Genomic DNA, 22,795 nt, shown 5'->3' with positions numbered 1-22,795 from the left:
GGACGAACGGCCACGGCCTGTCGGACGACCTGCCCCGAAGCAATGACCGGCGGGAGGACAGACGATGATCAGTTCCAGGGAGCCGGGGGTGCGGCAGCACCCCGGACACGACGAGCCCGACGACCCGACACGCCGGTCCTTCCTCGCCCGTTCCCTGGGCGTCACGGCGGTGGCCGCGGGACTGGCGACCGGCGGCTTTCCCCTGCTGCCGGGAGAAGCGGCACGCCATGAGGCGCAGGCCGGCCCTCTGATACCGGCCGCATCGTCGACCTGCTGCGCGCTGACCCCGGACCGGCTCGGGGCCTTCCGGTACAACGGATCCGGAACGTCCTGGAGCAGGATCAGCCGGGTCCCCATCATCCGGCTGTTCGGCGGACAGATGGGGCTGCTGGCCACCATGCCGCCGCACGGCGATGTGTTCCGTCTCCGCATGGTCTTCGAGAACCCCGACGGGCTGGGAGCGGCCTGGGACCGCATCGGCGGTCCGGGCGCGATGTTCGCCGTCACCGCGGAGGGGTTCTACGGACTCAACCCGACCAGGAGCGGCGTGTACCGGTACGACGGTACGGGCACCTCGTGGACCCCCGTGGGCACCGGGGCGAGCCGCATCTTCGGCGGGACCTGGGGGCTGGTGGCGAACGACCCGACGACCGGGGCCCTGTTCCAGTACCTCGGCAGCCCGCACCGGTGGCGGGAGATCGGCTCGGCGGGTGCGACGTTCGCCGTGACCGACGAATCCGTCTACGGGCTGACCCCCGATCAGAAGCGGGTCTACCGCTACAACGGTGACGGGATGAACTGGACACAGGTCGGCAACGAGGCCCGCATGCTGTACGGCGGGGACTGGGGGCTGGTCGCCACGGATCCCGGCGGCAACATCTGGCGCTACCTCGGCAGCCCCGACCAATGGCGGGCCATCGGCGGCCCGGGCGCGATGTTCGCCGTGGCACACGACACGGTCTACGGCCTCACCCCCAACAGGGACGGCGTCTACCGCTACAGCGGCAACGGCACCTTCTGGACGGTGGCCGGCGGCCCCGCCAACATGATCGCGACCAGCAGCCGGGTGTTCGCCGGCAGCCCCGGTTCCGTCCACCCCGTGGCCCAGCCCGCGCGCCTGTAGCCGCTCACCGCCGACGCCCCAGGAACACCGGGTTCGTCAGCGCGGCCATCGCCCCCGGCAGGTCGGCCGGGGCGCCGTCGGCCGGTGGGTGCCGGACCTCCGCCCGTACGTACGCGGAGCGGGCGGGGGTCGTGCGCCACTCCACGCGGCCGTCCGCGGGGACGGGGACGGTCAGCACCCGGCCCTGGTCCGTGACGAGGGACGCCGCGCAGCCCGGCACGCCCGTCACGTCCAGCCGCACCGTGACCTCCGTGTCGTCGTCGACGGCCAGCCGCTCGCCGATGCCCGCGTGTTCGCCACGGCCGCCCGTGACGGTGAAGGACAGGCCGACCGCGGCCGACTTGGCGATCCAGCTGCGGCCGGCCCGGATGCCGGCCAGCAGGGCGGGGCGGGAGAGGTCCTCGGCCAGGACGACCGTCTGGGGGAGGCCGACGGTCTGCGGCTCGCGGTGGGCGTCGCTGTTGCCCATGGCGGGCAGCCAGCGCCGGTCCCCGGAACGGGTGGAGGCCACGAGCAGGGCGTCCCACGCGGCGACGGCCATCTCGTCGTCCGGGGTGTACGGGCCGTTCCAGACCTCGACCGCGTCCGCCTCGTCGAAACCGAACTTCCAGTTGCACCCGACGCAGGTGCCGTACGGGTGGGCCGGGACGACGAGTCCGCCCGTTTGCCGGATTCTGCCGGCGAAACGCGGGAAGGCGTCGTCGCGGGCCCGGTAGCGCCAGTCGATGAACACGCCCGGGTCGGTGCCCAGGGCCAGGACGTGACCGTTGCGGGTCGTGACCTCCTCCCCGGTGAGGACGAGCAGGTCGTCGCCCCACAGGCCCTGCCACGCGGCGTGCGAGGAGGTGGTGTTGTGCTCCGTCGTCGTGATCCAGTCCAGACCGGCGGCGCGGGCCGCGGCGGCGATCTCCGCCGGCGTGCGCTTGCCGTCGGAGTGGACGCTGTGCAGGTGGTTGTCGCCGCGGTACCAGGCGCGGCCCCGGCCCCGGGCGCGCTGGGGCGGGTACACGGGCCGTGGTGGCACGCCCCGGGCCCCGTACCGCAGGGTGACCGTGACCTCGTAGGCCATGCCCTGCGGTGCCACGGTGTACGGGCCGAGGACGACGTGCCAGGTGCCGGGGCGCACGGGGCCGGGGAGGTAGCCGGGCGTGGCCCGTTCGGCGCTGATGGCGAACTCCGTGCGGGCACCCCCGGACCAGCCCCGGAAGCCGGCGCCGCCCAGCTCCGTGCCGCGTTCGTCGAAGATGCCGATGTCGCAGGCGTTGCCCAAGGTGCCCGCGGGGACGGCCGGCCTGTCGTAGGTGTACGCGACGGCGATCTCGCGGACTCCGGGCGGTACTTCCACGGGGAGGTGGACGAAGTCCGGAGCACCGGCCGGCAGCCGGCCGGTGACCCTGCGGGTCTCCTCGCCGCCGGCCCGTTCCGGGCCACCGGGGCGGGCGAAGCTCACGCCTTCGAGGTTAAGCACACATGCCGCCCCGGCGACAGCCGTCACGGCGAGTACGTCGCGTCGGTGCATCGGCCCGTGCCCCCTTCGCAGGTGTCCCGGCGACACTGTTGTACGCCCGGGTGGCGCACAGCGGAACGTGTGCCGTCGGCCGTGTGTCCGTCTGTTGTGTGTCGGTTGTTTGTCGCGGGGGCGAAAGTGGAACCGCAGGGCATACCGTGGTCCCACGCCACGACGGAGGTGCCCCCGCATGCGCATCGCCACCACGATCTTCCTCACCGATGAGACGATCAGCCCGGTACGGCTGGCCCGCGAGCTGGAGCAGCGCGGTTTCGCCGGGCTCTTCCTGCCGCAGCACACCCACATCCCGGTCAGCCGTGACACGCCGGCGCCGACGGGCGACCCGCTGCCGCCCGAGTACGGACGTGCCGTCGACCCGTTCGTCGCGCTGGCGCAGGCCGCCGCGGTCACGCACCGGATCGTGGTCGGGACGGGCGTGGCACTGGTCGCCCAGAACGACCCGATCGTGCTGGCCAAGCAGGTGGCCACCCTCGACTTCCTCAGCGGTGGCCGGTTCACGTTCGGCATCGGCTACGGCTGGAACGTGGAGGAGGCCACCGACCACGGGGTGGAGTGGAGCACCCGTCGCGCACTGGTGCGCGACCGGATGGCGCTGATGAGGGCGCTGTGGTCCGGGGAACCGACGGCCTACGAGGGTGAGTTCGACGCCGTCGGCGCGAGCTGGGCGCATCCCAAGCCCGTGCATCCACCGCGCGAGCGCAAGGGGGCGGAGCCGCTGGTCGGGCCGCGCACGCTGATCGGCGGAACGGCCGGGCCGAAGCTCTTCGCGCACATCGCCGAGTACGCGGACGGCTGGATGCCGGTGGGCGGCAGCGGGCTGCGCGAGACGCTGCCCGAGCTGCGCCGGGTGTGGACGGAGGCGGGGCGGCCCGGAGAGCCGGACGTCGTGCCGTACGCCGTGCACCCGTCGGCCGGCAAGCTCGCGCACTACGCCGGTCTGGGCATCGAGGAGCTCGTCGTGGCGCTGCCGTCCGCGCCGGAGGCCGAGGTGCTGCGGGCCTTGGACGCGCACGCCGAATTCCTGTAGGCCGACGCTCCGGCAAGAGGCCGGAGGGTGCCTCCGTATGACGTGATGAGAGGCACACGGAACCGAAGCTTCCAGTACCTGGCGGTGTCAGTGTCCGCTCGTATGCTCGTGCAATGACTTCGAGCGCACCGCGACCCGGACAGGCTGCACCGACCGCCAATGCCATGCGGCGTGCGCTCAAGCGCGCCCGTGACGGCGTCGCGCTGGACGTCGCCGAGGCCGCCGTGCTGCTCCAGGCCCGGGGCGACGACCTGACGGACCTGTGCGCGTCCGCGGCCCGGGTGCGCGACGCCGGCCTGGAAGCGGCCGGCCGCCCCGGCGTCATCACGTACTCGAAGAGCGTCTTCATCCCGCTCACCCGGCTGTGCCGCGACAAGTGCCACTACTGCACCTTCGCCACCGTGCCCGGCAAGCTGCGCCGCGCCGGGCACGGGATGTTCATGTCGCCCGACGAGGTCCTGGACATCGCCCGCCGCGGCGCCGAACTGGGCTGCAAGGAAGCGCTGATCACGCTCGGCGACAAGCCCGAGGAGCGCTGGCCCGAGGCCCGCGAATGGCTGGAGGCCGCCGGGTACGACGACACCATCGCGTACGTACGGGCCATCTCCATCCGCATCCTGGAGGAGACGGGGCTGCTGCCGCACCTCAACCCCGGCATCATGACCTGGACCGACTTCCAGCGCCTCAAGCCGGTGTCCCCGTCCATGGGCCTGATGCTGGAGACCACCGCCACCCGGCTGTGGAGCGAGCCCGGCGGCCCGCACTACGGCTCGCCCGACAAGGAGCCCGCCGTCCGGCTGCGGCACCTGGAGGACGCGGGCCGCAGCTCCGTTCCGCTGACCAGCGGACTGCTGCTCGGCATCGGCGAGACGTACGAGGAGCGCGCCGAGTCGCTGTTCGCCCTGCGCCGCATCTCCCGGGCCTACCACGGCATCCAGGAGCTCATCATGCAGAACTTCCGCGCCAAGCCGGACACGGCGATGCGCGGCATGCCGGACGCCGAGCTGGACGAGCTGGTCGCCACCGTCGCCGTCGCCCGGCACATCATGGGCCCCTCCGCCTGCCTCCAGGCCCCGCCCAACCTCGTCGACGACGAATACGCGCGGCTCATCGGCGCCGGCATCGACGACTGGGGCGGCGTCTCCCCGATCACCCCGGACCACGTCAACCCCGAGCGCCCCTGGCCGCAGATCGAGGAGCTGGCCGAACGGTCCGCCGCGGCCGGCTTCAGCCTGCGGGAACGCCTCTGCGTCTACCCGGAATTCATCCAGCGCGGCGAGCCCTGGCTCGACCCCCGGCTGCTGCCGCACGTCCGGGCGCTGGCCGACCCGGAGACGGGCCTGGCGCGCGAGGACGCCGTGGTGGAGGGCCGCCCCTGGCAGGAGCCCGAGGAGGTCTTCGTCCCCTCGGGCCGCACGGAGCTGCACCGCACCATCGACACCGAGGGCCGCACCGGCGACCGGCGCGACGACTTCGACGAGGTGTACGGCGACTGGGACGCGCTGCGCGAGGCGGCCGCCCCCGGCATGGTGCCCGAGCGCATCGACGCCGACGTGCGCCAGGCGCTGAAGCAGGCCGCCGACGACCCCACCCGGCTCACCGACCCCGAGGCACTCGCCCTGCTGCACGCCGACGGCCCGGCCCTGGACGCCCTGTGCCGCATCGCCGACGACCTGCGGCGCGACGTGGTGGGCGACGACGTCACGTACATCGTCACGCGGAACATCAACTTCACCAACGTCTGCTACACCGGCTGCCGCTTCTGCGCCTTCGCCCAGCGGCGCACGGACGCCGACGCGTACACCCTGTCGCTGTCCCAGGTCGCCGACCGCGCCGCGCAGGCGTGGGACGTCGGGGCGGTGGAGGTGTGCATGCAGGGCGGCATCCACCCCGACCTGCCGGGCACGGCCTACTTCGACATCGCGCGGGCGGTGAAGGAGCGCGTGCCGGGCATGCACGTGCACGCCTTCTCGCCGATGGAGGTCGTCAACGGCGCCACCCGCACCGGCATGAGCATCCGCGAGTGGCTGGCCGCCGCCAAGGAGGCCGGACTGGACTCCATCCCGGGGACGGCCGCCGAGATCCTCGACGACGAGGTCCGCTGGGTCCTCACCAAGGGCAAGCTGCCCACGGCCACCTGGGTCGAGGTCATCAGGACCGCGCACGAGCTGGGCATCCGCTCGTCCTCGACGATGATGTACGGGCACGTGGACCAGCCGCGGCACTGGCTGGGCCACTTCCGCACGCTGGCGGAGATCCAGCAGGAGACGGGCGGCTTCACCGAGTTCGTCACCCTTCCGTTCATCCACACCAACGCGCCCGTCTACCTGGCCGGCATCGCCCGGCCCGGCCCGACGATGCGCGACAACCGCGCCGTCACGGCCATGGCCCGGCTGTTGCTGCACCCGCACATCCCCAACATCCAGACGAGCTGGGTCAAGCTGGGTGCCGAGGGGGCGGCGGAGATGCTCCGCTCCGGCGCCAACGACCTCGGCGGCACGCTGATGGAGGAGACCATCTCCCGCATGGCGGGCTCCTCCTACGGCTCGTACCGCTCGGTCCAGGACCTCGTCGCCATAGCCGAGGCGGCGGGCCGCCCGGCCCGGGCGCGGACGACGACGTACGGAGAGGTGCCGAAGGAGCGGCAGGAGGCGGCACTGGCCTCGGACGGCCATCTGCCGGCGCTGCTGCCGGTCGTGGAGAGCGACTGACGCTTATCGCACAAGTGTTGCCGTTCTGTCGCCTGGCCCCGATCCGGAGGCGACGGGCGGCGCATAGGGTGTCCCGCATGTCTTGGCCCCAGAACCCTCAGCAGCCGCAGCAGCCCGAGCAGCCGCAGAACCCGCCGACGCCGCCGCAGGGCGGTTTCGGGCCGGCGCCCACGTGGGGCCCGGACGGCTCGGGGCACGCGCAGCCCACCGTCGTCTCCCAGCCGGCGGTGCCCTCGCCGCCGCCCGCCCAGACCCCGCCGGCGGGCGGTCCCGGGCACGCGCAGCCCACGGTCCTCTCGCAGCCGGCCGTGCCGGCGCCCCCGCCCGCCCCGGGTCCGGCGGGCGGCCCCGGCATGCCGCCGCCCCCGCCGCCCGCGCCCGGCCCCTTCCCCGGGCCGGGCGTTGCCCCGCAGCCGGGCATGACGCCGCCCGGCGCGGCCCCCGCGTACGGTCAGAACCCGGCGTACGGTCAGAACCCGGCGTACGGGCAGACCCCGGCCTACGGCCAGCCGCCGGCGGCGCCGCAGCAGCAGCCGAAGAAGAACACCACGCTCCTCGCCGTCATCGGCGGCGTCGTGGCGCTGGCCGTCATCGGCGGCGGCGCGGTGTTCCTGCTCAACGGCGGTGACGACAAGGACGAGAAGAAGGCCGACAAGCCCGGCAGCTCCCAGGCACCGGCCGCCCCCGGTCAGGGCGGACAGGACAAGCCGGCCCCCGAGGGCAGCGGCCGGCCGAGCCCGGCGGGCGCGCAGCCGATGGTCGCCGGATGGCAGACGCAGCTGCGGGAGGAGCACTTCTTCCAGTACGACGTGCCGTCCAAGGACGACAAGTGGAAGGTCTACCCGACCGACACCGCCATCTCCTACACCGAGAACGGCAAGCCGGTCGTCGTCATGACCGGCGCCTCCAACTTCCGTGAGGGCGGCTGCTCGTCGAAGGCCAACCCCGACTCCATCGGCGAGGCCGGCTCGGGCCAGCTCGCCACCGTCGGCACCACCGGCGGCGGCACGGACGGCGACCTCAAGACGAACGCCCGCAACTGGGCGGGCAACTGGGGCTTCATGGCCTACGGCGGCAAGGACAACAAGCCCGAGATCCAGATCACGGACGAGAAGGAGTGGAAGCACAACGGGATCGACGGCTGGACCGCCACCGCCAAGGTGACGGTCAAGAACCGGCCGAGCCCCTGCGTGCCGCCCACCGCGATCGTCAAGAGCATCGCCCAGAAGATGCCCGACGGCACCTTCCACGGCTGGGTCCTCTACGCCGACCAGGGCGTGCCGGACGCGCTGTCCACCGAGCAGATCGACAAGATCATGAACACGGTCCGCCCGGCGAAGAAGTCCGATGGCTGACGGGCCCGGGCCCGCCGGCCACGTCCCCTGGGGCAGGGCCGGACAGCAGGACTTCCGCAGCCGGGTGCGCGGCTGCCTGCTGGGCGGGGCGATCGGGGACGCGCTGGGCGCCGGGATCGAATTCGACTCGCTGGAGGCGATCCGCGCCGCTCACGGGCCGTCCGGCGTGACCGACTACGTGCCGGCCTACGGGCGGCGCGGCGCCGTCACCGACGACACCCAGATGACGCTCTTCACGGCGGAGGGGCTCATCCGGGCCCAGGTGCGCCGCTCCACCGGCGTCTGGCAGCCGGCGGCCGACGTCCACCGCGCCCACCTGCGCTGGGCTGCCACCCAGCGCGGCTGGGGCCCGGACGAGCGGGTGCCGGACGCCGGCTGGCTCGCAGGTCAGGAGTGGCTGTACGCCCGGCGGGCGCCCGGCAACGCCTGCCTCGGCGGCCTCGCCGACGAGGCGATGGGCACCCTGGAGGCGCCCAAGAACCCCGGGTCCAAGGGGTGCGGCGCCGTCATGCGCTCCGCGCCGTTCGGACTGCTGACGGGCTGGGAGCCGCAGGCCGTCTTCCAGCTGGCCGCCGAATGCGGCGCCCAGACGCACGGCCACCCCTCCGGCTACCTCGCGGCGGCGGCCTTCGCGGCCACCGTGCACGGCGTGATGCGCGGCGAGGCGCTGGAGTCGGCCGTCCACCGCACCCTGCCCCTGCTGGCCTCCCGCCCCGGCCACGAGGAGACCACCGAGGCGCTGCGCATGGCCCTCGTCGCCGTGCGGCAGGGCGTACCGACGCCCGAGCGCGTCCGGTCGCTGGGGGAGGGCTGGGTGGCCGAGGAGGCCCTGGCGATGGGCCTGTACTGCGCGCTCGTCGCGGAGGACGTACGCCACGGCCTGCTGCTCGCCGTCAACCACGGTGGCGACTCCGACTCCACGGGCTCCATCTGCGGCAACCTCCTCGGTGCGCTGCACGGCGAGACCGCGCTGCCGCCGGGCTGGGTGGCCGAACTGGAGGGCCGGGCGACGATCCTCGAACTCGCCGACGACTTCGCCATGGAGCTCACGCACGGCCCCTCGCTGCACGGCCCCGGCGGTCACTCGGCGGCCTGGCTGGAGCGCTACCCGCGCTCGTAGCGGTGCGACGCCCGCAGGCCCGGGCCCGGGCCGCCGTCCCAGGCCCGGTTCGGGCCGGGTCCGGGCCGGGCACGACCGAGCCCTCTCGGCCGGGACGGCGGGACCAGGCGAGAGGGCTCTGTGCGGGTGTATCGATACGGCGGCGGTGCTATCGCCGTTGCCGGGCGATCCGCAGTCGGGTCAGTGGTCAGAGAGCGTGGCTGCCGTCGTCGACGATCGCCACGAACGCGGACCAGGACTCCGGGGTGAAGACGAGGGACGGACCCTGGACGGCCTTGGAGTCACGGACCGCGATGGACTGCTGAACCGGGGAGGCGACCTCCACGCAGTCGCCGTTGGCCAGCGAGTAGGAGGACTTCTGCCACGTGGTCTTACCCTGCTGAATCGCCATGATTGCTCCGATGCATGTGAGTTGCTAACGCCGGTTTCCCGAGGTGCGACCGACGTTACGCGCCAACATCACCAGATGAATTGGCGCTTCACTCGACCGGATGGCATATATGCATTACGCCTTCCCTGCCGGGTGCCGGGGGTGTACTGTTCCGCCCCCGCACGGCAGCGGCCGCTCCGCCGGCCCTCAGGAGTGGGCGGCCGCCTTCGCCCAGTCCTCGGCGACCTGCAGGATGAACCGCCGCGAGTCCTCCGCGTTGAGCGCCTGCATGCGCAGGTGCTCGTACATCACGCTGTACGCCTGGACGTCATTCGGCTTCTCCAGATAGAGGTCGCTGGTGATTCCCTCCAGATAGACCGTGCTCGCGTCCTGGGGGTCGTGGAATTCGAGAATGGAGAACTTTCCGTACATACCCGGGTGTGCGCCCACGGAATAGGGCAGCACCTGCACGGTGATGTGCGGTTGCATACTGAACTCCACCAGGTGCTCCATCTGTTCGCGCATGATGGAGTTGTTGCCGACGATCCGGCGCAGCGCCGACTCGTCGATGACCGCCCACAGCCGCAGCGGATTCTCCGGATCGGTGATCCGCTCCTGGCGCCGCATGCGCACCTGGACGCGCCGCTCGACGTCGGCCGCCGTGGCCTCCGGCCACGAGCCCTCGGTCACGGCGCTGGCGTAGTTCGGCGTCTGCAGCAGGCCCGGCACGAGCGACGCCTCGTACACGCGCAGGGACGCGGCATCGGTCTCCAGACCGATGTAGACGCTGTACGGGATGTCGCCGAAGGCGTGCCACCAGCCCTGCTGACGCGACTCCTTGGCCATCTGCATCAGCGAATCGACGATGCGGTGGTCCTCGACGCCGTACACGCTGCACAGGTCGCGGACGTCGCGCTGGCTGATGCTGCGGCGGCCGTTCTCCAGCCGGCTGATCTTCGACTGCGAGACCAGTAGCCGCTCGGCCACCTCCTCGGCGGTCATGCCCTTGAGTTCCCGGAGCTTGCGCAGCTCCTGCCCCAATCGGCGCCGCCGTACGGTGGGGTTGACACTGGACGCCACGGGAGGCACCTCCGGCTCCGTCATGCTGCTGTCTACTGCTCCGCAGCCTGCCACCACTCACCAGGGCGGCGCTGGAAAATGCTTATACCAAGTCGGCTTCCCATGCCTGGCACTTGTGCGCGACTGGCGTAGTCGATGTACGTACGCTCGCGCGCGGGCGCGACCCGTGGATATCCGTGCGCGGGCATGCGTGCGCGGGGTGGTGGGCCGGCCACCGTCCGGGACGGGTCGGTCCACCACCCCGCGCGGTGCTGCGGCTCCCGAACCGGTGTGGGGACTGCGGTGCGGTCTGACGGAGCGGAGGGTGGTGCTTCAGTGCCGGCACACGGCCTGCGCCGGTGCCTGTCCTGTGCCGTGCCGTTCTTGCTGATGTGCTCGTTGCCGTGCCTGTACCGCCGTGTCTGTGCTGTCTGTGCTGCCGTGCTGAGGCGCTCGCGTGCCCGCGGGCTTAACGGACGCCGTCGGCGGTGCGGGTGCCGAACCGTTTCACGAAGCGCCCGCGCGGGCCATCACGCCGCCGTGGTGCGCCGTGGCGGCCTCCGCCGGAGCCCGCACGGCCGCCGCCCTGCGACCGGAACCGCCGTTGCCCTGGGGCCCGGCGGCGGCCGGTGCCCGCCGCGGCTGGGCGGCGACGCCGTTCTGCACGTCCATCACCGCGTGCGCCACGAGCCCGCCCATCGGGTCGTGCCGGATCAGGTCCCGGAGCCGGGACCGTGACGACCGTCCCTCGTTGCCCGGGTACAAGTGCTTGCCCAGCCCGACGGCGTGCGCCAGGGCGGCGAGCGCCGCGGTCCGCGGGTCCGGCGGCACGCCGGTGCGGATCGCACTGTCCAGCCGGGCCCGGATCTCCCGGCTGATGGTGGTGTCGGTCGCCTGGTAGCGCGTGGTGGGAAGCACCCCGCACATCTGGCCCGCCACGGCATGCACCATGCCGCACCGCTCCAGGTGCGTGAGATACGTCTGACGCAGCCCCAGCCGGGGCCCGCCGATCCAGTGGACGGCCCGCACCGGGCTGCCGCGGCGGCGCAGCAGTTCGAGCGCGGTGTCCAGGGTCGGATCTCCTGTCGGCCGTGGGTGCACCACGGCGATACGATCCCCGTCTGGGGCTATCCGTCCGGCCAGAGCCAGCTCCACTAGCTGCGCTCCGGCAAGACCGAGGTCGAGCGACTGCGGCTGCGCCGTGGTACCCGTGGCCGGGTCCAGGGCCAGCAGCAGAAGCTCCTCCGGAATTGTTCTGCGGCTCCTGCCCATCCATGCCTCCCCGCGTGGATGAGTGACAGGGTGACCCCTCTCACATTGGTCTGTCGAGAGTGCGTGGTGGCTTCGGGTGGGAACCGGTAGGTATGTCGTCTCGTCTTGCACGTGGGTGAAGGCACACAACGCCCTATGACCGTATGGTCGCGCCTTGTCGCGAGGGCGACAGCGGACACTGGTAAGACGTTGAGAGAATCGGTCAGCGGGGTGGCTTGTCGCTGCCCCGCCTCGGCGTATGGTGCGGGAAATTCGAGGAGGCATCGGTGGCGGGCGAGTCCCCCGACAAGTCGAAGCAGCTGAAGTCGTCGGGGGAGACGACCGGCACGACGGGCAGTGAACGCGACCCGAGGCTCGGGGTCGTACGGGAACCGGTGAAGACCGACGCGGCCGAGGGCCGCGAAGGCGGCGACCGGGCTACGGCTGTCTTCCGCACGGTACGGCCGAAGGCCGACGAGGCGGAGGCGGAGCCGGCGGGAGACACGACCGCCGAAGCCGAGGCCGGTGCGGATGCGCCTGCGGGTGCGGATGCAAAGGCGGAGCCGGCTGGGGCGAAGGCCGGCGCCAACGGCAACGGCCGGACCGACGGCAAGGGCGACGCCCGGCTGAAGGCCGCCGTGGCGGCCTGGGTGGCGAGCGCCGACGAGGACGAGGCCGAGGACGCGGACGGCCCGTCCGGGGCCGGTACGGCGCAGAAGAAGCCCACCGGCGGCGCGGACGTGTCCGCCGAGGGCTCTGCCGCCGCGAAGCCGGCTGCTGACCGCCCGGCGGCCACCGATGGTGACGAGGCGTCCGGCAAGGCCGGGAAGTCGGCGGACGCGGCCGAGGAGCCTGCTGCCGGCGACCAGCCGACCGCCGTGTTCAAGACCGTGCGGCCCAAGGCCGGCGCTGGTGACGAGGCGTCGGACAAGAAGGGCGGAGCGGACAAGAAGTCCGCCGCCGACCGTCCGGCGGCCACCGGTGGTGACGAGGCGTCCGGCAAGGCCGGCAGCCCGTCGAAGGCCGATGTCGACGCCGGTGCCGACGCCGATGCCGGTGACGAGCCGCCGACCGGTGACCAGCCGACCGCCGTGTTCAAGGCGGTCCGGCCCAAGGCTGCCGAGGGTGACGAGGCGTCGGACAAGGCGGACGGAGCGGACAAGAAGCCCGCCGCCGATCGTCCGACCGCCGTGTTCAAGGCGGTGCGGCCCAAGGCCGGCGAGGGTGACCACGCGTCCGGCAAGGCCGGCAGCCCGTCGAAGGCCGGTGCCGGTGCCGACGCCGGTGACGAGCCGCCGGCCGGCGACCAGCCGACCGCCGTGTTCAAGGCCGTGCGGCCCAAGGCCGGCGCCCCCGCCGAGGCCGATGCCGGCGACCAGCCGACCGAGCTGCTCAAGGCTCCGGACCCGGCCGCCGTTCCGAAGGCCGGTCAGGCGCGCAAGAGCCAGTTCGTGCCGCTGAAGGACGACGCCCCGGCCAAGCCGGCCGCCGGTCAGCCGGCCGCGTCCGCCAAGCCGGCGACGTCCGCCGCCAAGCCGGCGACGTCCGCCAAGCCGGCCGCGTCCGCCGCCAAGCCCGCGGCGCCCGCCAAGCCCGCGATCCCCGTCTCCGTCACGCCGCCCAAGGCGCCCGCCGGAACGGACGGGGCCGAGCGCACCAAGCAGACGCCCTTCCCCGGCCAGCCGGGCGCGGGCGCCGCGGCGGACGGTGGGCCCGGGCGGCCCGCCGCGCCGCTCGACCTGCTCGCGCAGCTGACGAACACCCCGCCGCCGCCGGAGACCCCGGTGCGCACGGCGATGCGCCGAGTGAAGATCTGGACGCCGCTCGTCGTGCTGCTCCTGATCATCTTCATGGCGGTCCAGGCGTTCCGCCCGCTGCCCGACCCGACGCTGTCGCTGGGGTCGAAGAAGGAGTACGTGTTCGGGGGCGGCAAGCCCGACTTCGCGTGGCCCGGGGAGGGCCAGTCCGCGGCCAAGGTCGTGGGCGCCGGTGACGTGGGCACGTACGGCCCGCAGAAGCCCGTGCCGACGGCCAGTGTCGCCAAGGTCATGACCGCCTACGTGATCCTGAAGGACCACCCCCTGAAGAAGGGGGACAAGACCAGCAACAAGATCACGGTCGACGAGGCGGCGGAGAAGGAGTCCAACGCCGAGGGCGAGTCGACGGCGAAGGTCAGGGCGGGCCAGGAGTTCTCCGAGTACGACATGCTCCGCATGCTGCTCATCCCGTCGGGCAACAACATCGCCCGCCTGCTCGCCCGGTGGGACACCAACGGTGCCGAGGACGCGTTCGTCAAGAAGATGAACGACGCCGCCAAGGAACTCGGCATGACCAACACCACCTACACCGACCCCAGCGGTCTGACGGCCACGACGAAGAGCACGGCCGTGGACCAGGTGAAGCTGGCCGAGGTGATGATCAAGAACCCGGTCGTCCGGGAGATCACCCAGCAGCCCAACGCCGACATCCCCGGCGGCCCGCACATCAACAACAACAACGACACGCTGCTGGTGAAGGGCACCGGTGTCCTCGGCATCAAGACGGGCTCCAGCAGCGCGGCCGGCGGCGCGCTGATGTGGGCGGCGCGGCGGGTGCTCGACGGCAAGGAGTACCTGATCGTCGGCGCCACGATGGACATCCACTTCAAGGGCCTGGACCCCAACGCGGAGAACAGCCTGAAGAAGGTCAAGGACAAGAGCTACCTCCAGATGACGGCCATCCAGAAGGCCATGCAGACGACCACCGTCGTGAAGAAGGGCGACGTCGTCGGCCGCGTGGACGACGGTCTCGGCGGCCGGACGCCGGTCGTGGCCACGAAGGACGTCGTGGCGGCCGGCTGGCCCGGCTTCGCGACGAAGTTCACACTGTCGGCCGGTGGTCGCAAGATCCCGCACTCGGCGAAGGCCGGTACGGAGATCGGCGAGCTGACCGTGGGCAGCGGCGCGGACGCGGTCAAGGTGCCGGTGGCGCTGAAGTCGGCGCTGGCGGAGCCTTCGTTCGGGGCGAAGCTGGGCCGCCTGGGCTGACGTCCGGCCCTGCGTCCCGCCGACGGCCGGTCCGTCGGCGGGGCTCCCGGCCCGTGCGCAGGAGCGCGGGCCGGGGGCGCCGGGACCGCGGGGATGCCCGCAACGGTGCGGGCATGCGTGAAGATGGGGGAGTAGAACCTAGGGGGAAGACGGGGAGAGCCGCAGTGACCACCGTGGGGCCGGCGCGGGCCGGACAGCCGGGAGAAGCAGACAGAGAACCGGCGCAGGCCGAAGCGACCACCGCGGTGGGCGCCGCGAAACCGGCCTGGCGCCGGCCGTCGTGGGCGGTGGTGCCCGGCCACCGGCGTGGCGGCCGCGGCCGCGTGCTCACCGGGACCGTGCCGGTCACCCTTTTCGTCGCAGCAGTGCTGCACGTGGTGTGGGTGATGCTGTTCGCGAACAGCGGCGGCGACCTGGCCGCCCAGGACGCGTGGGCGGAGTTCGCGCTCCAGCACCCGGCCTCGGCGTACAACCTCGCCTGGTACGGCGGGATGCACCCCGTCTCGTACAGCGTGATCTCCCCGTACCTGATGGCGCAGCTGGGCGTGCGGACCACGATGATGATCGCGGGCACGCTGTCGGCCGGGCTGATCGCCCTGCTGCTGGTGCGCAGCCGGGTGGTGCGACGGCCGCTGTGGCCGGCGCTGTACGGGGCGTTCGCGCTGACCTGCAACGCCATCTCCGGCCGGGTGACCTTCGGGCTCGGCATGATGTTCGGCCTGGCGGCGGTGGCCACGATCTTCGCGTGGCCGGTGCGGTGGCGCACGCAGCGCAAGTACCGCTGGGGCCGGGCCGCGCTGGCCGCGGTGATGGCGGGCCTGGCGACGGCGTCCAGCCCGGTGGCGGGCCTGTACGTGGGCATCGTGGCGGCCGCGCTCTGGGTGGGCGGGCGCCGTCCGGCGGCGTACGCGCTGGGGGTGACCCCGGTGCTGGTGGTCGGGCTGTCGGCGTGGCTGTTCCCGTTCTCCGGGCAGCAGCCGATGTCGTGGGCGTCGGTGATCCTGCCGCTCCTGGCCGGCGTTTTCGGCATGACGTTCACGCCCCGCACCTGGCGCACGGTCCGGATCGCCTCGGCCCTCTACTCGCTGGGCGTGCTGCTGGTCTGGCTGATCCCCTCGCAGATCGGGACGAACATCTCCCGGCTCGGCATGGTCTTCGGCGGTGTGGTGCTGGTCGCCGTGCTGACGGAGAAGAAGAAGCCGGAGCGGGCCGAGCTGCTGCGCCGGGGCCGCGCCTGGACCGCGGCCGTGCTCGCGGTGCTGACCATCACCATCTGGCAGGCCGCCAACTCCATCAGCGACATCGTGCACACCACTCCGGCCGCCTCCTGGGCGCGCGAGATAGCCCCCCTCGTGGACCGGCTCCAGCAGGCGGACGCCCGGCGCGGCCGCGTCGAGGTCGTACCGGCGCGCAGCCACCGCGAGGCGTCGGCCCTGTCCCCGTACGTGAACCTCGCGCGCGGCTGGAACCGGCAGGCGGACCTCAAGCGCAACCCGCTCTTCTACGAGGAGGGCAAGCTCACCCCGGCCAGCTACCGCGCCTGGCTCAGCCGCTGGGCGGTGCACCACGTGGTGCTGCCGACCGATGAGCCCGACAACGCCGCCGTCGAGGAGGCCAGGCTGGTCGGCCAGGGCCTGCCGTACCTGCGCGAGATCTGGTCCGACGCCAACTGGCGGCTGTACGAGGTGAAGGACCCCACGCCGCTGGCCGAGCCGCCGGCGGTCGTGGAGCACGCGGACGCCGGCGAGCTGAAGATCACGGTGAAGAAGGCGGGGCCGGTGCTCATCCGCATCCCGTACTCGCCGTGGCTGGGCCTGATCGACAAGTCGGGCAAGGCCGTGCAGCCGCCGCGGACGGGGCCGGCCGGGCAGCCGGCGATCAACGTCAACGGCTGCCTGGCGAAGCAGGTGCAGCCGCCGAAGGACGGCGAGCCGGAGGACGACTGGACGCTGCTGCGGGCGCCGCACCCGGGGATGTACCGGATCGCGGCGCCGTACAAGCTGCCGCGGGGCACGGGGTGCCCTGACGACCTGGCCTACTAGCCGGGACCGGACGGCCGGCGCACACCGACGAACGGGTGACCGAGGGTAGCCTCTCGGTCACCCGTTCGTCGTCTTCGGGCAGGGCCGGACGGATGATCTCGCGCCACCCGGCATGACCTGCCCGTTCGGCTCTCCATGCGCCGGTCGGGCGCGGTCCGTCCCATGGTCCGCCGGGGTGCGCGACGGCCGGAACGCGGTTTCGCTCGGCAGTGAGGAGCGCGGGATTCCGACACCTGCTGCGGCACATCGGCGTGCCGCGTCCGCGCTCACGGAGGAAGCATGCGTACTGCACGAGTGCTCACCGGGGCCGTCCTGGCCATAGCGGCGCTGGGGCTGCCGTACGCCCCCGCGCTCGCCGACACCTTCGGAAAGCTGGAAATGAGTCCGAGCAGCGTCCGGCCGGGCGCGACGGTCACGGTGAACACCACCGCCTGCGGCTCCGACGGCCACGGCACGGGTGACGCCAGCGCCGTCGGCGGCCCGGCGTCCTTCGAGCTCAGGCCCGGCACGCACAAGGAGGACGCGGTGGGCCAGTTCATGGTGCCCGAGGCGGCCAAGCCCGGTACGTACGGCATCGGCGCCAAGTGCGACAACGGCAAGGAGGCCACGGGCGACCTGGTCGTCACCGCCGGCCGCGGCTCCTCCTCGCCCTCCGCCATGCCGAGCGCCGTGCCGAGTGCGAAGCCGAGTGCGATGCCGAGCACGCCGGCCTCGCCGCCCATGGGCGGGATGAAGACCGGTGTCGGCGGCACGAGCGACAGCTCGGGGACGGTCGAGATCGTGGCCGGTGCGGCCGTCCTGGCCACGGCTGCGGTCGCCGGTGCCTGGTTCCTGCGACGCCGCAACCAGGTCTGACCGAGGACCGTTCCGGTGCCCGCCGGTCCGCCCCTCGGTCCCCGGACGCGTGCCCTGCGTCCGGGGACCGGGGACGGTCCGGGCGTGGTGCGGGCCTTCCTGCGCGGGTCGCTGACGCGCGCGTCGTATCCGCCGCAGCCGGCGCACGTGGTGCGGCAGGCGCGGGAGTCGCGGCACAAGACCGTGATCGCCGTGGTGCTGGCGGTGGTGCTCCTGGCGGGGAGCTGGCTCATCGAGCACGGCGCGAAGGACCAGGCGCCGCCGCCCCAGCCGTCGGCGGCCGAGGCGTTCGGTTCGCCGGGCGAGCCGCTCCTGGCCACCGCGCGGCGTGCGCGGTCCGTGCCGCCGCTGCCGCCCGCCGCTCCGACGCGGGTGTGGATCCCGGCCGTCCGGGTCGATGCGCCGCTGATGCCGCTCGGCCTGCTGCCGGACCGCAGCCTCGCGAGCCCTCCCGAGGGGGACCGGAACCTGGCGGGCTGGTACGCGGGCGGCACCGCACCCGGCGCGGCCGGAACGGCGGTCGTGGCCGGCCACGTGGACACGGAGAGCGGGCCGGCGGTCTTCTACAACCTCGGTGCGCTGAAGAAGGGTGACGAGGTGGAGGTGGCGCGGGAGGACGGCCGTACCGCCGTCTTCGCCATCGACGCGATCGAGGTCTACGAGCGGGACCGCTTCCCGTCGGAAAGGGTGTACGGGGCCGCGCAGGGGCGGGCGGAGCTGCGGGTGATCACCTGCGGGGGCGGGTTCTCGCAGGAGGACGACGCGTACCTGGGGAACGTGGTGGTGTACGCGCACCTGGCGGCCGTGCGGATGACTCCGCAGGTGATGGGGGACTAGGGGGGCGGGAACGCCGCTGCCCCGGTCCCTGGCCCCAGCCGGCCCCCAGTCCCCTCGCCCTAAGCCCCGGCCCCCGGGCCGCTCGGGCTAAAAGTCGTCCTCCCACGGGGGTTCTTCGTCCGCCCAGGACGGCTCCTCGTCGGGCCACGGGGGCTCGTCCGGGCTCTGGCGGGGTGCCGGCACCGGGGCGCTCGCGGGCGCCGGGGCCGACGGCGAGGACGGCGTCGGCAGGGAGGACGGGGCGGCCGACGGGGCCGGCGCCGAGGTCTCCTCCTGGGCGGGGGGCAGGGCCCCCAGCGCGGTGAGGATCTGCTCGCCGTACTTGGCCAGCTTGTTCTCGCCCACGCCGCTGATGCCCGACAGCTCGGACAGCGACGACGGCCGGGCCGTCGCGATCTCGCGCAGGGTGGCGTCGTGGAAGATGACGTAGGCCGGGACGCCCTGTTCCTTCGCGGTGGCGGCACGCCAGGCGCGGAGCTCCTCGAAGACGGGCACGGCCGACGGCGGCAGGTCGGCGGGGGCCGCACGCCGGGAGGAGCCCGCAGCGGACGTCTTCCTCGCCGCGCGGGCCGGCTTCTCCGGCTCGCGGCGCAGCAGGACCTGGCGGCGGGAGCCCAGGACCTCACCGCTGGCGTCGGTGAGCACGAGCGTGCCGTACTCGCCCTCCACCGCCAGCAGGCCCTGCGCCAGCAGCTGCCTCACCACGCCCCGCCACTCCGCGACGCTCAGCTCCGTGCCGATGCCGAAGACGGTCAGGCCGTCGTGGTCGTGCTGGATGACCTTCGCGGTCTTCTTGCCCAGCAGGATGTCGATGATCTGGCCCGCGCCGAACTTCTGCCGCCGCTCCCGGGCCAGCCGCAGGACCGTGGAGAGGAACTTCTGCGCGGCCACCGTGCCGTCCCACGTGACCGGCGGCGTCAGGCACGTGTCGCAATTGCCGCAGGACCCTGCGCTGCGCTGGCCGAAGTAGTCCAGCAGCTGCGCCCGGCGGCACTCGACCGTCTCGCACAGCGCCAGCATGGCGTCGAGGTGGGTGGCCAGCCGGCGGCGGTGCGCGTCGTCGCCCTCCGAGCCGTCGATCATCTTCCGCTGCTGGACGACGTCCTGGAGGCCGTACGCCAGCCACGCCGTCGACGGCAGCCCGTCCCGCCCGGCGCGGCCGGTCTCCTGGTAGTAGCCCTCGACCGACTTGGGCAGGTCCAGGTGGGCCACGAAGCGCACGTCGGGCTTGTCGATGCCCATGCCGAAGGCGATCGTGGCGACCATCACGATGCCGTCCTCGCGCAGGAACCGCGCCTGGTTGGCGGCGCGCGTCCGGGCGTCCAGGCCCGCGTGGTACGGCAGCGCCTCGATGCCGTGCTGGGCCAGGAACGCCGCGGTGTCCTCCACGCCCCTGCGCGAGAGGCAGTACACGACGCCCGCGTCGCCTGCGTGCTCGGTGCGCACGAGCTCCAGCAGCTGCTTCTTCGGGTCGTTCTTCGGCGCGATGCGGTACTGGATGTTCGGCCGGTCGAAGCTGGCGACGAAGTGCTGCGCCTCGTTCAGGTTCAGCCGGGCCGCGATCTCGGTGCGCGTCGCGTCCGTGGCGGTCGCGGTCAGCGCGATGCGCGGCACCTGCGGCCAGCGCTCGTGCAGCGCGGACAGGGCGAGGTAGTCGGGCCGGAAGTCGTGCCCCCACTGGGCCACGCAGTGCGCCTCGTCGATGGCGAAGAGGGAGATCTTGCCGCGCTCCAGCAGCCGCAGCGTGGCGTCCACGCGCAGCCGCTCCGGGGCGAGGTAGAGGAGGTCCAACTCCCCGGCCAGGAACTCGGCTTCGATCATCCGCCGCTCGTCCAGGTCCTGCGTCGAATTCAGGAAGCCGGCCCGCACGCCGAGCGCCCGCAGGGCGTCGACCTGGTCCTGCATGAGCGCGATCAGCGGGGAGATCACGACGCCGACCCCGGGTCTGACGAGCGCGGGGATCTGGTAGCACAGCGACTTGCCGCCACCGGTCGGCATCAGGACGAGCGCGTCACCGCCGCCGACGACATGATCGATGATCTTTTCCTGGTCGCCGCGGAACGCGTCGTACCCGAAGACGCGCCGCAGGCAGCTCAGGGCGTCGCCGGCGGTGCTGATCTCCGCTGTGCTCTGTGTGGGGTCGTCGGCCATTGAAGAAGTCTACGAGCCGCCACCGACAGGCCCGGGTGGATCAAGCAACAACGTCCGGAACCGGCGGCCCGGTCAGGCGACCTCGATGCCGTACTCGCGCACGAGCGCCTCCAGCCCGCCCGCGTACCCCTTGCCGCCGATCACGAAGTCCCAGTCGCCGCTCGTCCGCTTGCGGAAGGAGCCGAGCACCAGCGCCGTCTCGCCCGGCCGCCCGTCGGACACCTCCAGCTGTCCCACCTCGCCGCCGGCGGCGTCCGTCAGCCGGATGCGGGCGTCGGTGAACAGGGAGAGGTCGGCGTCCGGGTCGACCGCCGGGTCTATGGCCGCGACCAGCACCAGCCGGTCGGCGCCGGCCGGCAGCGCCTCGAAGGCGACCCGCAGCGCGGCCCGGTCGGTGAGCGTGGGCTCGGCCGTGCGCACCGAGCCGTCGGGGGTGCGGGGATTGTTGTAGAAGACGAAGTGATCGTCGCTGAGGACCCGCGAGCCGTTGCAGACGAGCGCGCAGACGTCGAGGGCGACGCCCCCCGACCAGGACATGCCCAGCAGGTTGTGGTCGTCGGCCGGGGCGGCGGCACCGGAACGGTTCCGGCGCGCCGCGCCGCCGCCCAGCCGCCCGCGCAGCCCGTGCTGCGCCAGCAGCTCGACCAGTTCCTCGCCGGAGACCAGGGTCAGCGGCTTGCCGTTGGCGAAGGCGTACGAACCGGGTCCGAAACCGGAAGTCGTCACCAGCACGCCCTTGTTGGCCCCCGCCCCCTGCACCGTGCCGTAGAGGTCGCGGACGGCGGTCGGCGGCACGGTCTTGCGGTACCGCTTGACCTGCACGATGATCCGGCCGCCGCTGATCGGGTCCGGGTCCAGGGCCTCGACGTCCACGCCGCCGTCGTTGGAGCGCTGGGTCATCACGGCCTGCATGCCGCGGGCGCGGAAGAGCTCGGCGACCAGGGCCTCGAAGGCGATGGGGTCCATCTCGAAGAGGTCGGGGTCGTCCTCCCCGCCGTGCGAGACGACGCCCCGGCCGACGTCGCCGGGCCGGCGGCCCGGCCGTACGGCGGCCAGCTGGTCCGGCCGGGCGGACAGCTGCCCGCCGAGCGCTCCGGTGAGGCACTCGACGGCGCTCACCTGCTCCAGGTGCAGCTGGGCGAAGGCGGGGCGAGGGGCGGTGACGGCGGCGAGGAAGATCTCCGCGGGCCGCCCGGTGGCGGGGTCGTGCTCGTCGGCGAAGCCGTTGAGCGTCACCGATTCCAGGGCCCCGAAGACGTCCGCGGCGAACAGCTCGTGCAGCGCCAGCAGGACACACTGGGCCAGGACGTCGCGGTAGACGCCGCGGCGCTGGGTGACCGGCCGGGCGACCTCCTTCTGCTCGTCGGCGGTGACCATGTAGCGCACCGACTTCGTCTCCGGGACGACGTCGAAGCCGGGCAGCTCCCAGTCCAGCACCAGCTGCCGGGCGGCCGGGTCGTAGGCGGCCGCTATGCGGTGCGGGAAGTCGTCGGGCCAGCCGCCGGAGGCGTAGAGCGCGGCGGAGAAGTACTCCACGACCGCGTCCGGGTCGCCCGCGCGCAGCGCGGCGACCATCTCCGAGACGCCGGCGTTGTGCCGGCGTATCTCGGCGAGGGTTGCCGAGGCCCACTGGTCGTACTGGCGGCGGTAGGCGTCGAGTTGGGCGATGCGCTCGTTCTCGGCCGCCTGTGCGGCGTACCAGTCGCGCTCGAACTGCGGCCTGCCGGCGTGGCCGTAGCGGCCCGGGTCGGGCAGGGGAACGGGCTGTCCGAGGTGCCCGGGGTCGAACGGCTGCAGCTGCTCGGACCGGGTGAGCGCCGCGGTGGTGAACGCCGGCGCCCGGCATCCCGCGGCCAGCAGCCCCTCCAGGGCCGCCACCCGTGCCTCCAACTCCTCGGTCCGCCGCCGGGCCTCCGCCTCGCGGGCCGTCCGGTACGCCTGGCGCTGCGCACGGTCCTGGCGGGCCATCTCCCGCTCGTGCGCGCGCTGCTGCCGCTCCTGCTCGCGCGCCGCCTGCGCCGCCGCCCGCTGCCGGGCCTCGTGCTGCCGCTGCTGCTGCCGCTGGGCTTCGGCCCATATGCCGATCAGTCCGCCGGAGTGACGGCTCATGGATACGTTCCTCCCCCAACGACTGCGGTGCCCTGCCGACTTTAGTCGCCCCCGCCGACAAAACGATCACCACGGCACAGATCTCCCCGAAACCGGAGAGCCCCTCCGCGCAACATCACGGAAGGGCTCTCGCAGCTGTGCCCCCGGGCAGATTCGAACTGCCGACACCCGCTTTAGGAGAGCGGTGCTCTATCCCCTGAGCTACGGAGGCGGGAGGCGCCGAGCCCCTGC

Annotated in this window: 15 protein-coding genes and 1 tRNA gene; 9 read left to right on the top strand and 7 right to left on the bottom strand. The window is 73.0% G+C overall.

Annotated features, from left to right (window positions below; translation table 11 throughout):
* Positions 1 to 64 precede the first annotated feature (64 nt).
* Positions 65 to 1,123 carry a twin-arginine translocation signal domain-containing protein gene (locus tag IE182_RS23700; protein WP_190111929.1) on the top strand — a complete coding sequence of 353 codons (1,059 nt, stop codon included), beginning with the start codon at positions 65 to 67 and terminating at the stop codon, positions 1,121 to 1,123.
* Between the two features lie 4 nt (positions 1,124 to 1,127).
* On the opposite strand, the gene IE182_RS23695 is transcribed toward IE182_RS23700, so the two are convergent.
* Complete coding sequence (locus IE182_RS23695; RefSeq protein WP_190111928.1) at positions 1,128 to 2,642, bottom strand: CehA/McbA family metallohydrolase; 1,515 nt, start codon at positions 2,640 to 2,642, stop codon at positions 1,128 to 1,130.
* A 178-nt stretch (positions 2,643 to 2,820) separates the two neighbouring features.
* Between IE182_RS23695 and IE182_RS23690 the strand changes: the two genes are divergently transcribed.
* From IE182_RS23690 to IE182_RS23675, 4 genes are all read left to right on the top strand, one after another.
* Positions 2,821 to 3,678 carry a TIGR03619 family F420-dependent LLM class oxidoreductase gene (locus IE182_RS23690; RefSeq protein ID WP_190111927.1) on the top strand — a complete coding sequence of 286 codons (858 nt, stop codon included), beginning with the start codon at positions 2,821 to 2,823 and terminating at the stop codon, positions 3,676 to 3,678.
* A gap of 113 nt (positions 3,679 to 3,791) precedes the next feature.
* Positions 3,792 to 6,389 carry a bifunctional FO biosynthesis protein CofGH gene (locus tag IE182_RS23685; protein WP_190111926.1) on the top strand — a complete coding sequence of 866 codons (2,598 nt, stop codon included), beginning with the start codon at positions 3,792 to 3,794 and terminating at the stop codon, positions 6,387 to 6,389.
* Between the two features lie 77 nt (positions 6,390 to 6,466).
* The gene (locus tag IE182_RS32200) at positions 6,467 to 7,744 is read left to right on the top strand and encodes a DUF8017 domain-containing protein (protein ID WP_229845049.1); all 1,278 of its coding nucleotides are present in this window, start codon (positions 6,467 to 6,469) and stop codon (positions 7,742 to 7,744) included.
* Positions 7,737 to 8,864, top strand: coding sequence for an ADP-ribosylglycohydrolase family protein (locus IE182_RS23675; protein ID WP_190111925.1), 1,128 nt, complete (start codon positions 7,737 to 7,739; stop codon positions 8,862 to 8,864). Before IE182_RS32200 ends, IE182_RS23675 begins: the two co-directional genes overlap by 8 nt.
* 187 nt (positions 8,865 to 9,051) lie before the next feature.
* Here IE182_RS23675 and IE182_RS23670 read toward each other — a convergent pair whose 3' ends face one another.
* The 3 genes from IE182_RS23670 to IE182_RS23660 all read right to left on the bottom strand — a co-directional run bounded on the left by IE182_RS23670 (position 9,052) and on the right by IE182_RS23660 (position 11,565).
* Positions 9,052 to 9,255: a DUF397 domain-containing protein gene (locus IE182_RS23670; protein WP_190111924.1), complete on the bottom strand. Its 204-nt coding sequence runs from the start codon at positions 9,253 to 9,255 to the stop codon at positions 9,052 to 9,054.
* A gap of 186 nt (positions 9,256 to 9,441) precedes the next feature.
* Entirely contained in the window at positions 9,442 to 10,314 is an 873-nt protein-coding gene (locus IE182_RS23665) for a helix-turn-helix domain-containing protein (protein ID WP_190111923.1), read from the bottom strand.
* Between the two features lie 486 nt (positions 10,315 to 10,800).
* A complete protein-coding gene (locus IE182_RS23660) occupies positions 10,801 to 11,565 on the bottom strand; it encodes a GOLPH3/VPS74 family protein (RefSeq protein WP_190111922.1) in 765 nt (254 codons plus the stop codon).
* 266 nt (positions 11,566 to 11,831) lie between these two features.
* Here IE182_RS23660 and IE182_RS23655 point away from each other — a divergent pair, with 266 nt between their 5' ends.
* From IE182_RS23655 to IE182_RS23640, 4 genes are all read left to right on the top strand, one after another.
* Positions 11,832 to 14,570: a D-alanyl-D-alanine carboxypeptidase gene (locus tag IE182_RS23655; protein ID WP_190111921.1), complete on the top strand. Its 2,739-nt coding sequence runs from the start codon at positions 11,832 to 11,834 to the stop codon at positions 14,568 to 14,570.
* A 164-nt stretch (positions 14,571 to 14,734) separates the two neighbouring features.
* Entirely contained in the window at positions 14,735 to 16,612 is a 1,878-nt protein-coding gene (locus tag IE182_RS23650; protein WP_190111920.1) for a DUF8823 domain-containing protein, read from the top strand.
* A 279-nt stretch (positions 16,613 to 16,891) separates the two neighbouring features.
* A complete protein-coding gene (locus IE182_RS23645; protein WP_190111919.1) occupies positions 16,892 to 17,467 on the top strand; it encodes a GVDTG sorting domain-containing protein in 576 nt (191 codons plus the stop codon).
* Between the two features lie 183 nt (positions 17,468 to 17,650).
* Complete coding sequence (locus tag IE182_RS23640) at positions 17,651 to 18,304, top strand: class F sortase (protein WP_190111951.1); 654 nt, start codon at positions 17,651 to 17,653, stop codon at positions 18,302 to 18,304.
* An 87-nt stretch (positions 18,305 to 18,391) separates the two neighbouring features.
* On the opposite strand, the gene recQ is transcribed toward IE182_RS23640, so the two are convergent.
* From recQ to IE182_RS23625, 3 genes are all read right to left on the bottom strand, one after another.
* A complete protein-coding gene (gene recQ, locus IE182_RS23635; protein WP_190111918.1) occupies positions 18,392 to 20,455 on the bottom strand; it encodes a DNA helicase RecQ in 2,064 nt (687 codons plus the stop codon).
* Between the two features lie 72 nt (positions 20,456 to 20,527).
* Complete coding sequence (locus tag IE182_RS23630) at positions 20,528 to 22,564, bottom strand: restriction endonuclease (protein ID WP_190111917.1); 2,037 nt, start codon at positions 22,562 to 22,564, stop codon at positions 20,528 to 20,530.
* Between the two features lie 138 nt (positions 22,565 to 22,702).
* Positions 22,703 to 22,775: transfer RNA gene (locus tag IE182_RS23625), tRNA-Arg, on the bottom strand.
* Between the last annotated feature and the right edge of the window lie 20 nt (positions 22,776 to 22,795).

The sequence above is a fragment of the Streptomyces cinnamoneus genome, assembly GCF_014650495.1.
GTDB lineage: Bacteria > Actinomycetota > Actinomycetes > Streptomycetales > Streptomycetaceae > Streptomyces > Streptomyces cinnamoneus.
Note: the sequence above shows the minus strand (reverse complement) of the source record. Positions and strands in the feature narration are given on the sequence as shown.

Excerpts from the sequence above, each read along its gene's own strand:
- IE182_RS23700 (WP_190111929.1), top strand. The coding sequence starts at position 65 with ATGATCAGTTCCAGGGAGCCGGGGGTGCGGCAGCACCCCGGACACGAC.
- IE182_RS23695 (WP_190111928.1), bottom strand. The coding sequence starts at position 2,642 with ATGCACCGACGCGACGTACTCGCCGTGACGGCTGTCGCCGGGGCGGCA.
- IE182_RS23690 (WP_190111927.1), top strand. The coding sequence starts at position 2,821 with ATGCGCATCGCCACCACGATCTTCCTCACCGATGAGACGATCAGCCCG.
- IE182_RS23685 (WP_190111926.1), top strand. The coding sequence starts at position 3,792 with ATGACTTCGAGCGCACCGCGACCCGGACAGGCTGCACCGACCGCCAAT.
- IE182_RS32200 (WP_229845049.1), top strand. The coding sequence starts at position 6,467 with ATGTCTTGGCCCCAGAACCCTCAGCAGCCGCAGCAGCCCGAGCAGCCG.
- IE182_RS23675 (WP_190111925.1), top strand. The coding sequence starts at position 7,737 with ATGGCTGACGGGCCCGGGCCCGCCGGCCACGTCCCCTGGGGCAGGGCC.
- IE182_RS23670 (WP_190111924.1), bottom strand. The coding sequence starts at position 9,255 with ATGGCGATTCAGCAGGGTAAGACCACGTGGCAGAAGTCCTCCTACTCG.
- IE182_RS23660 (WP_190111922.1), bottom strand. The coding sequence starts at position 11,565 with ATGGGCAGGAGCCGCAGAACAATTCCGGAGGAGCTTCTGCTGCTGGCC.
- IE182_RS23645 (WP_190111919.1), top strand. The coding sequence starts at position 16,892 with ATGCGTACTGCACGAGTGCTCACCGGGGCCGTCCTGGCCATAGCGGCG.
- recQ (WP_190111918.1), bottom strand. The coding sequence starts at position 20,455 with ATGGCCGACGACCCCACACAGAGCACAGCGGAGATCAGCACCGCCGGC.
- IE182_RS23630 (WP_190111917.1), bottom strand. The coding sequence starts at position 22,564 with ATGAGCCGTCACTCCGGCGGACTGATCGGCATATGGGCCGAAGCCCAG.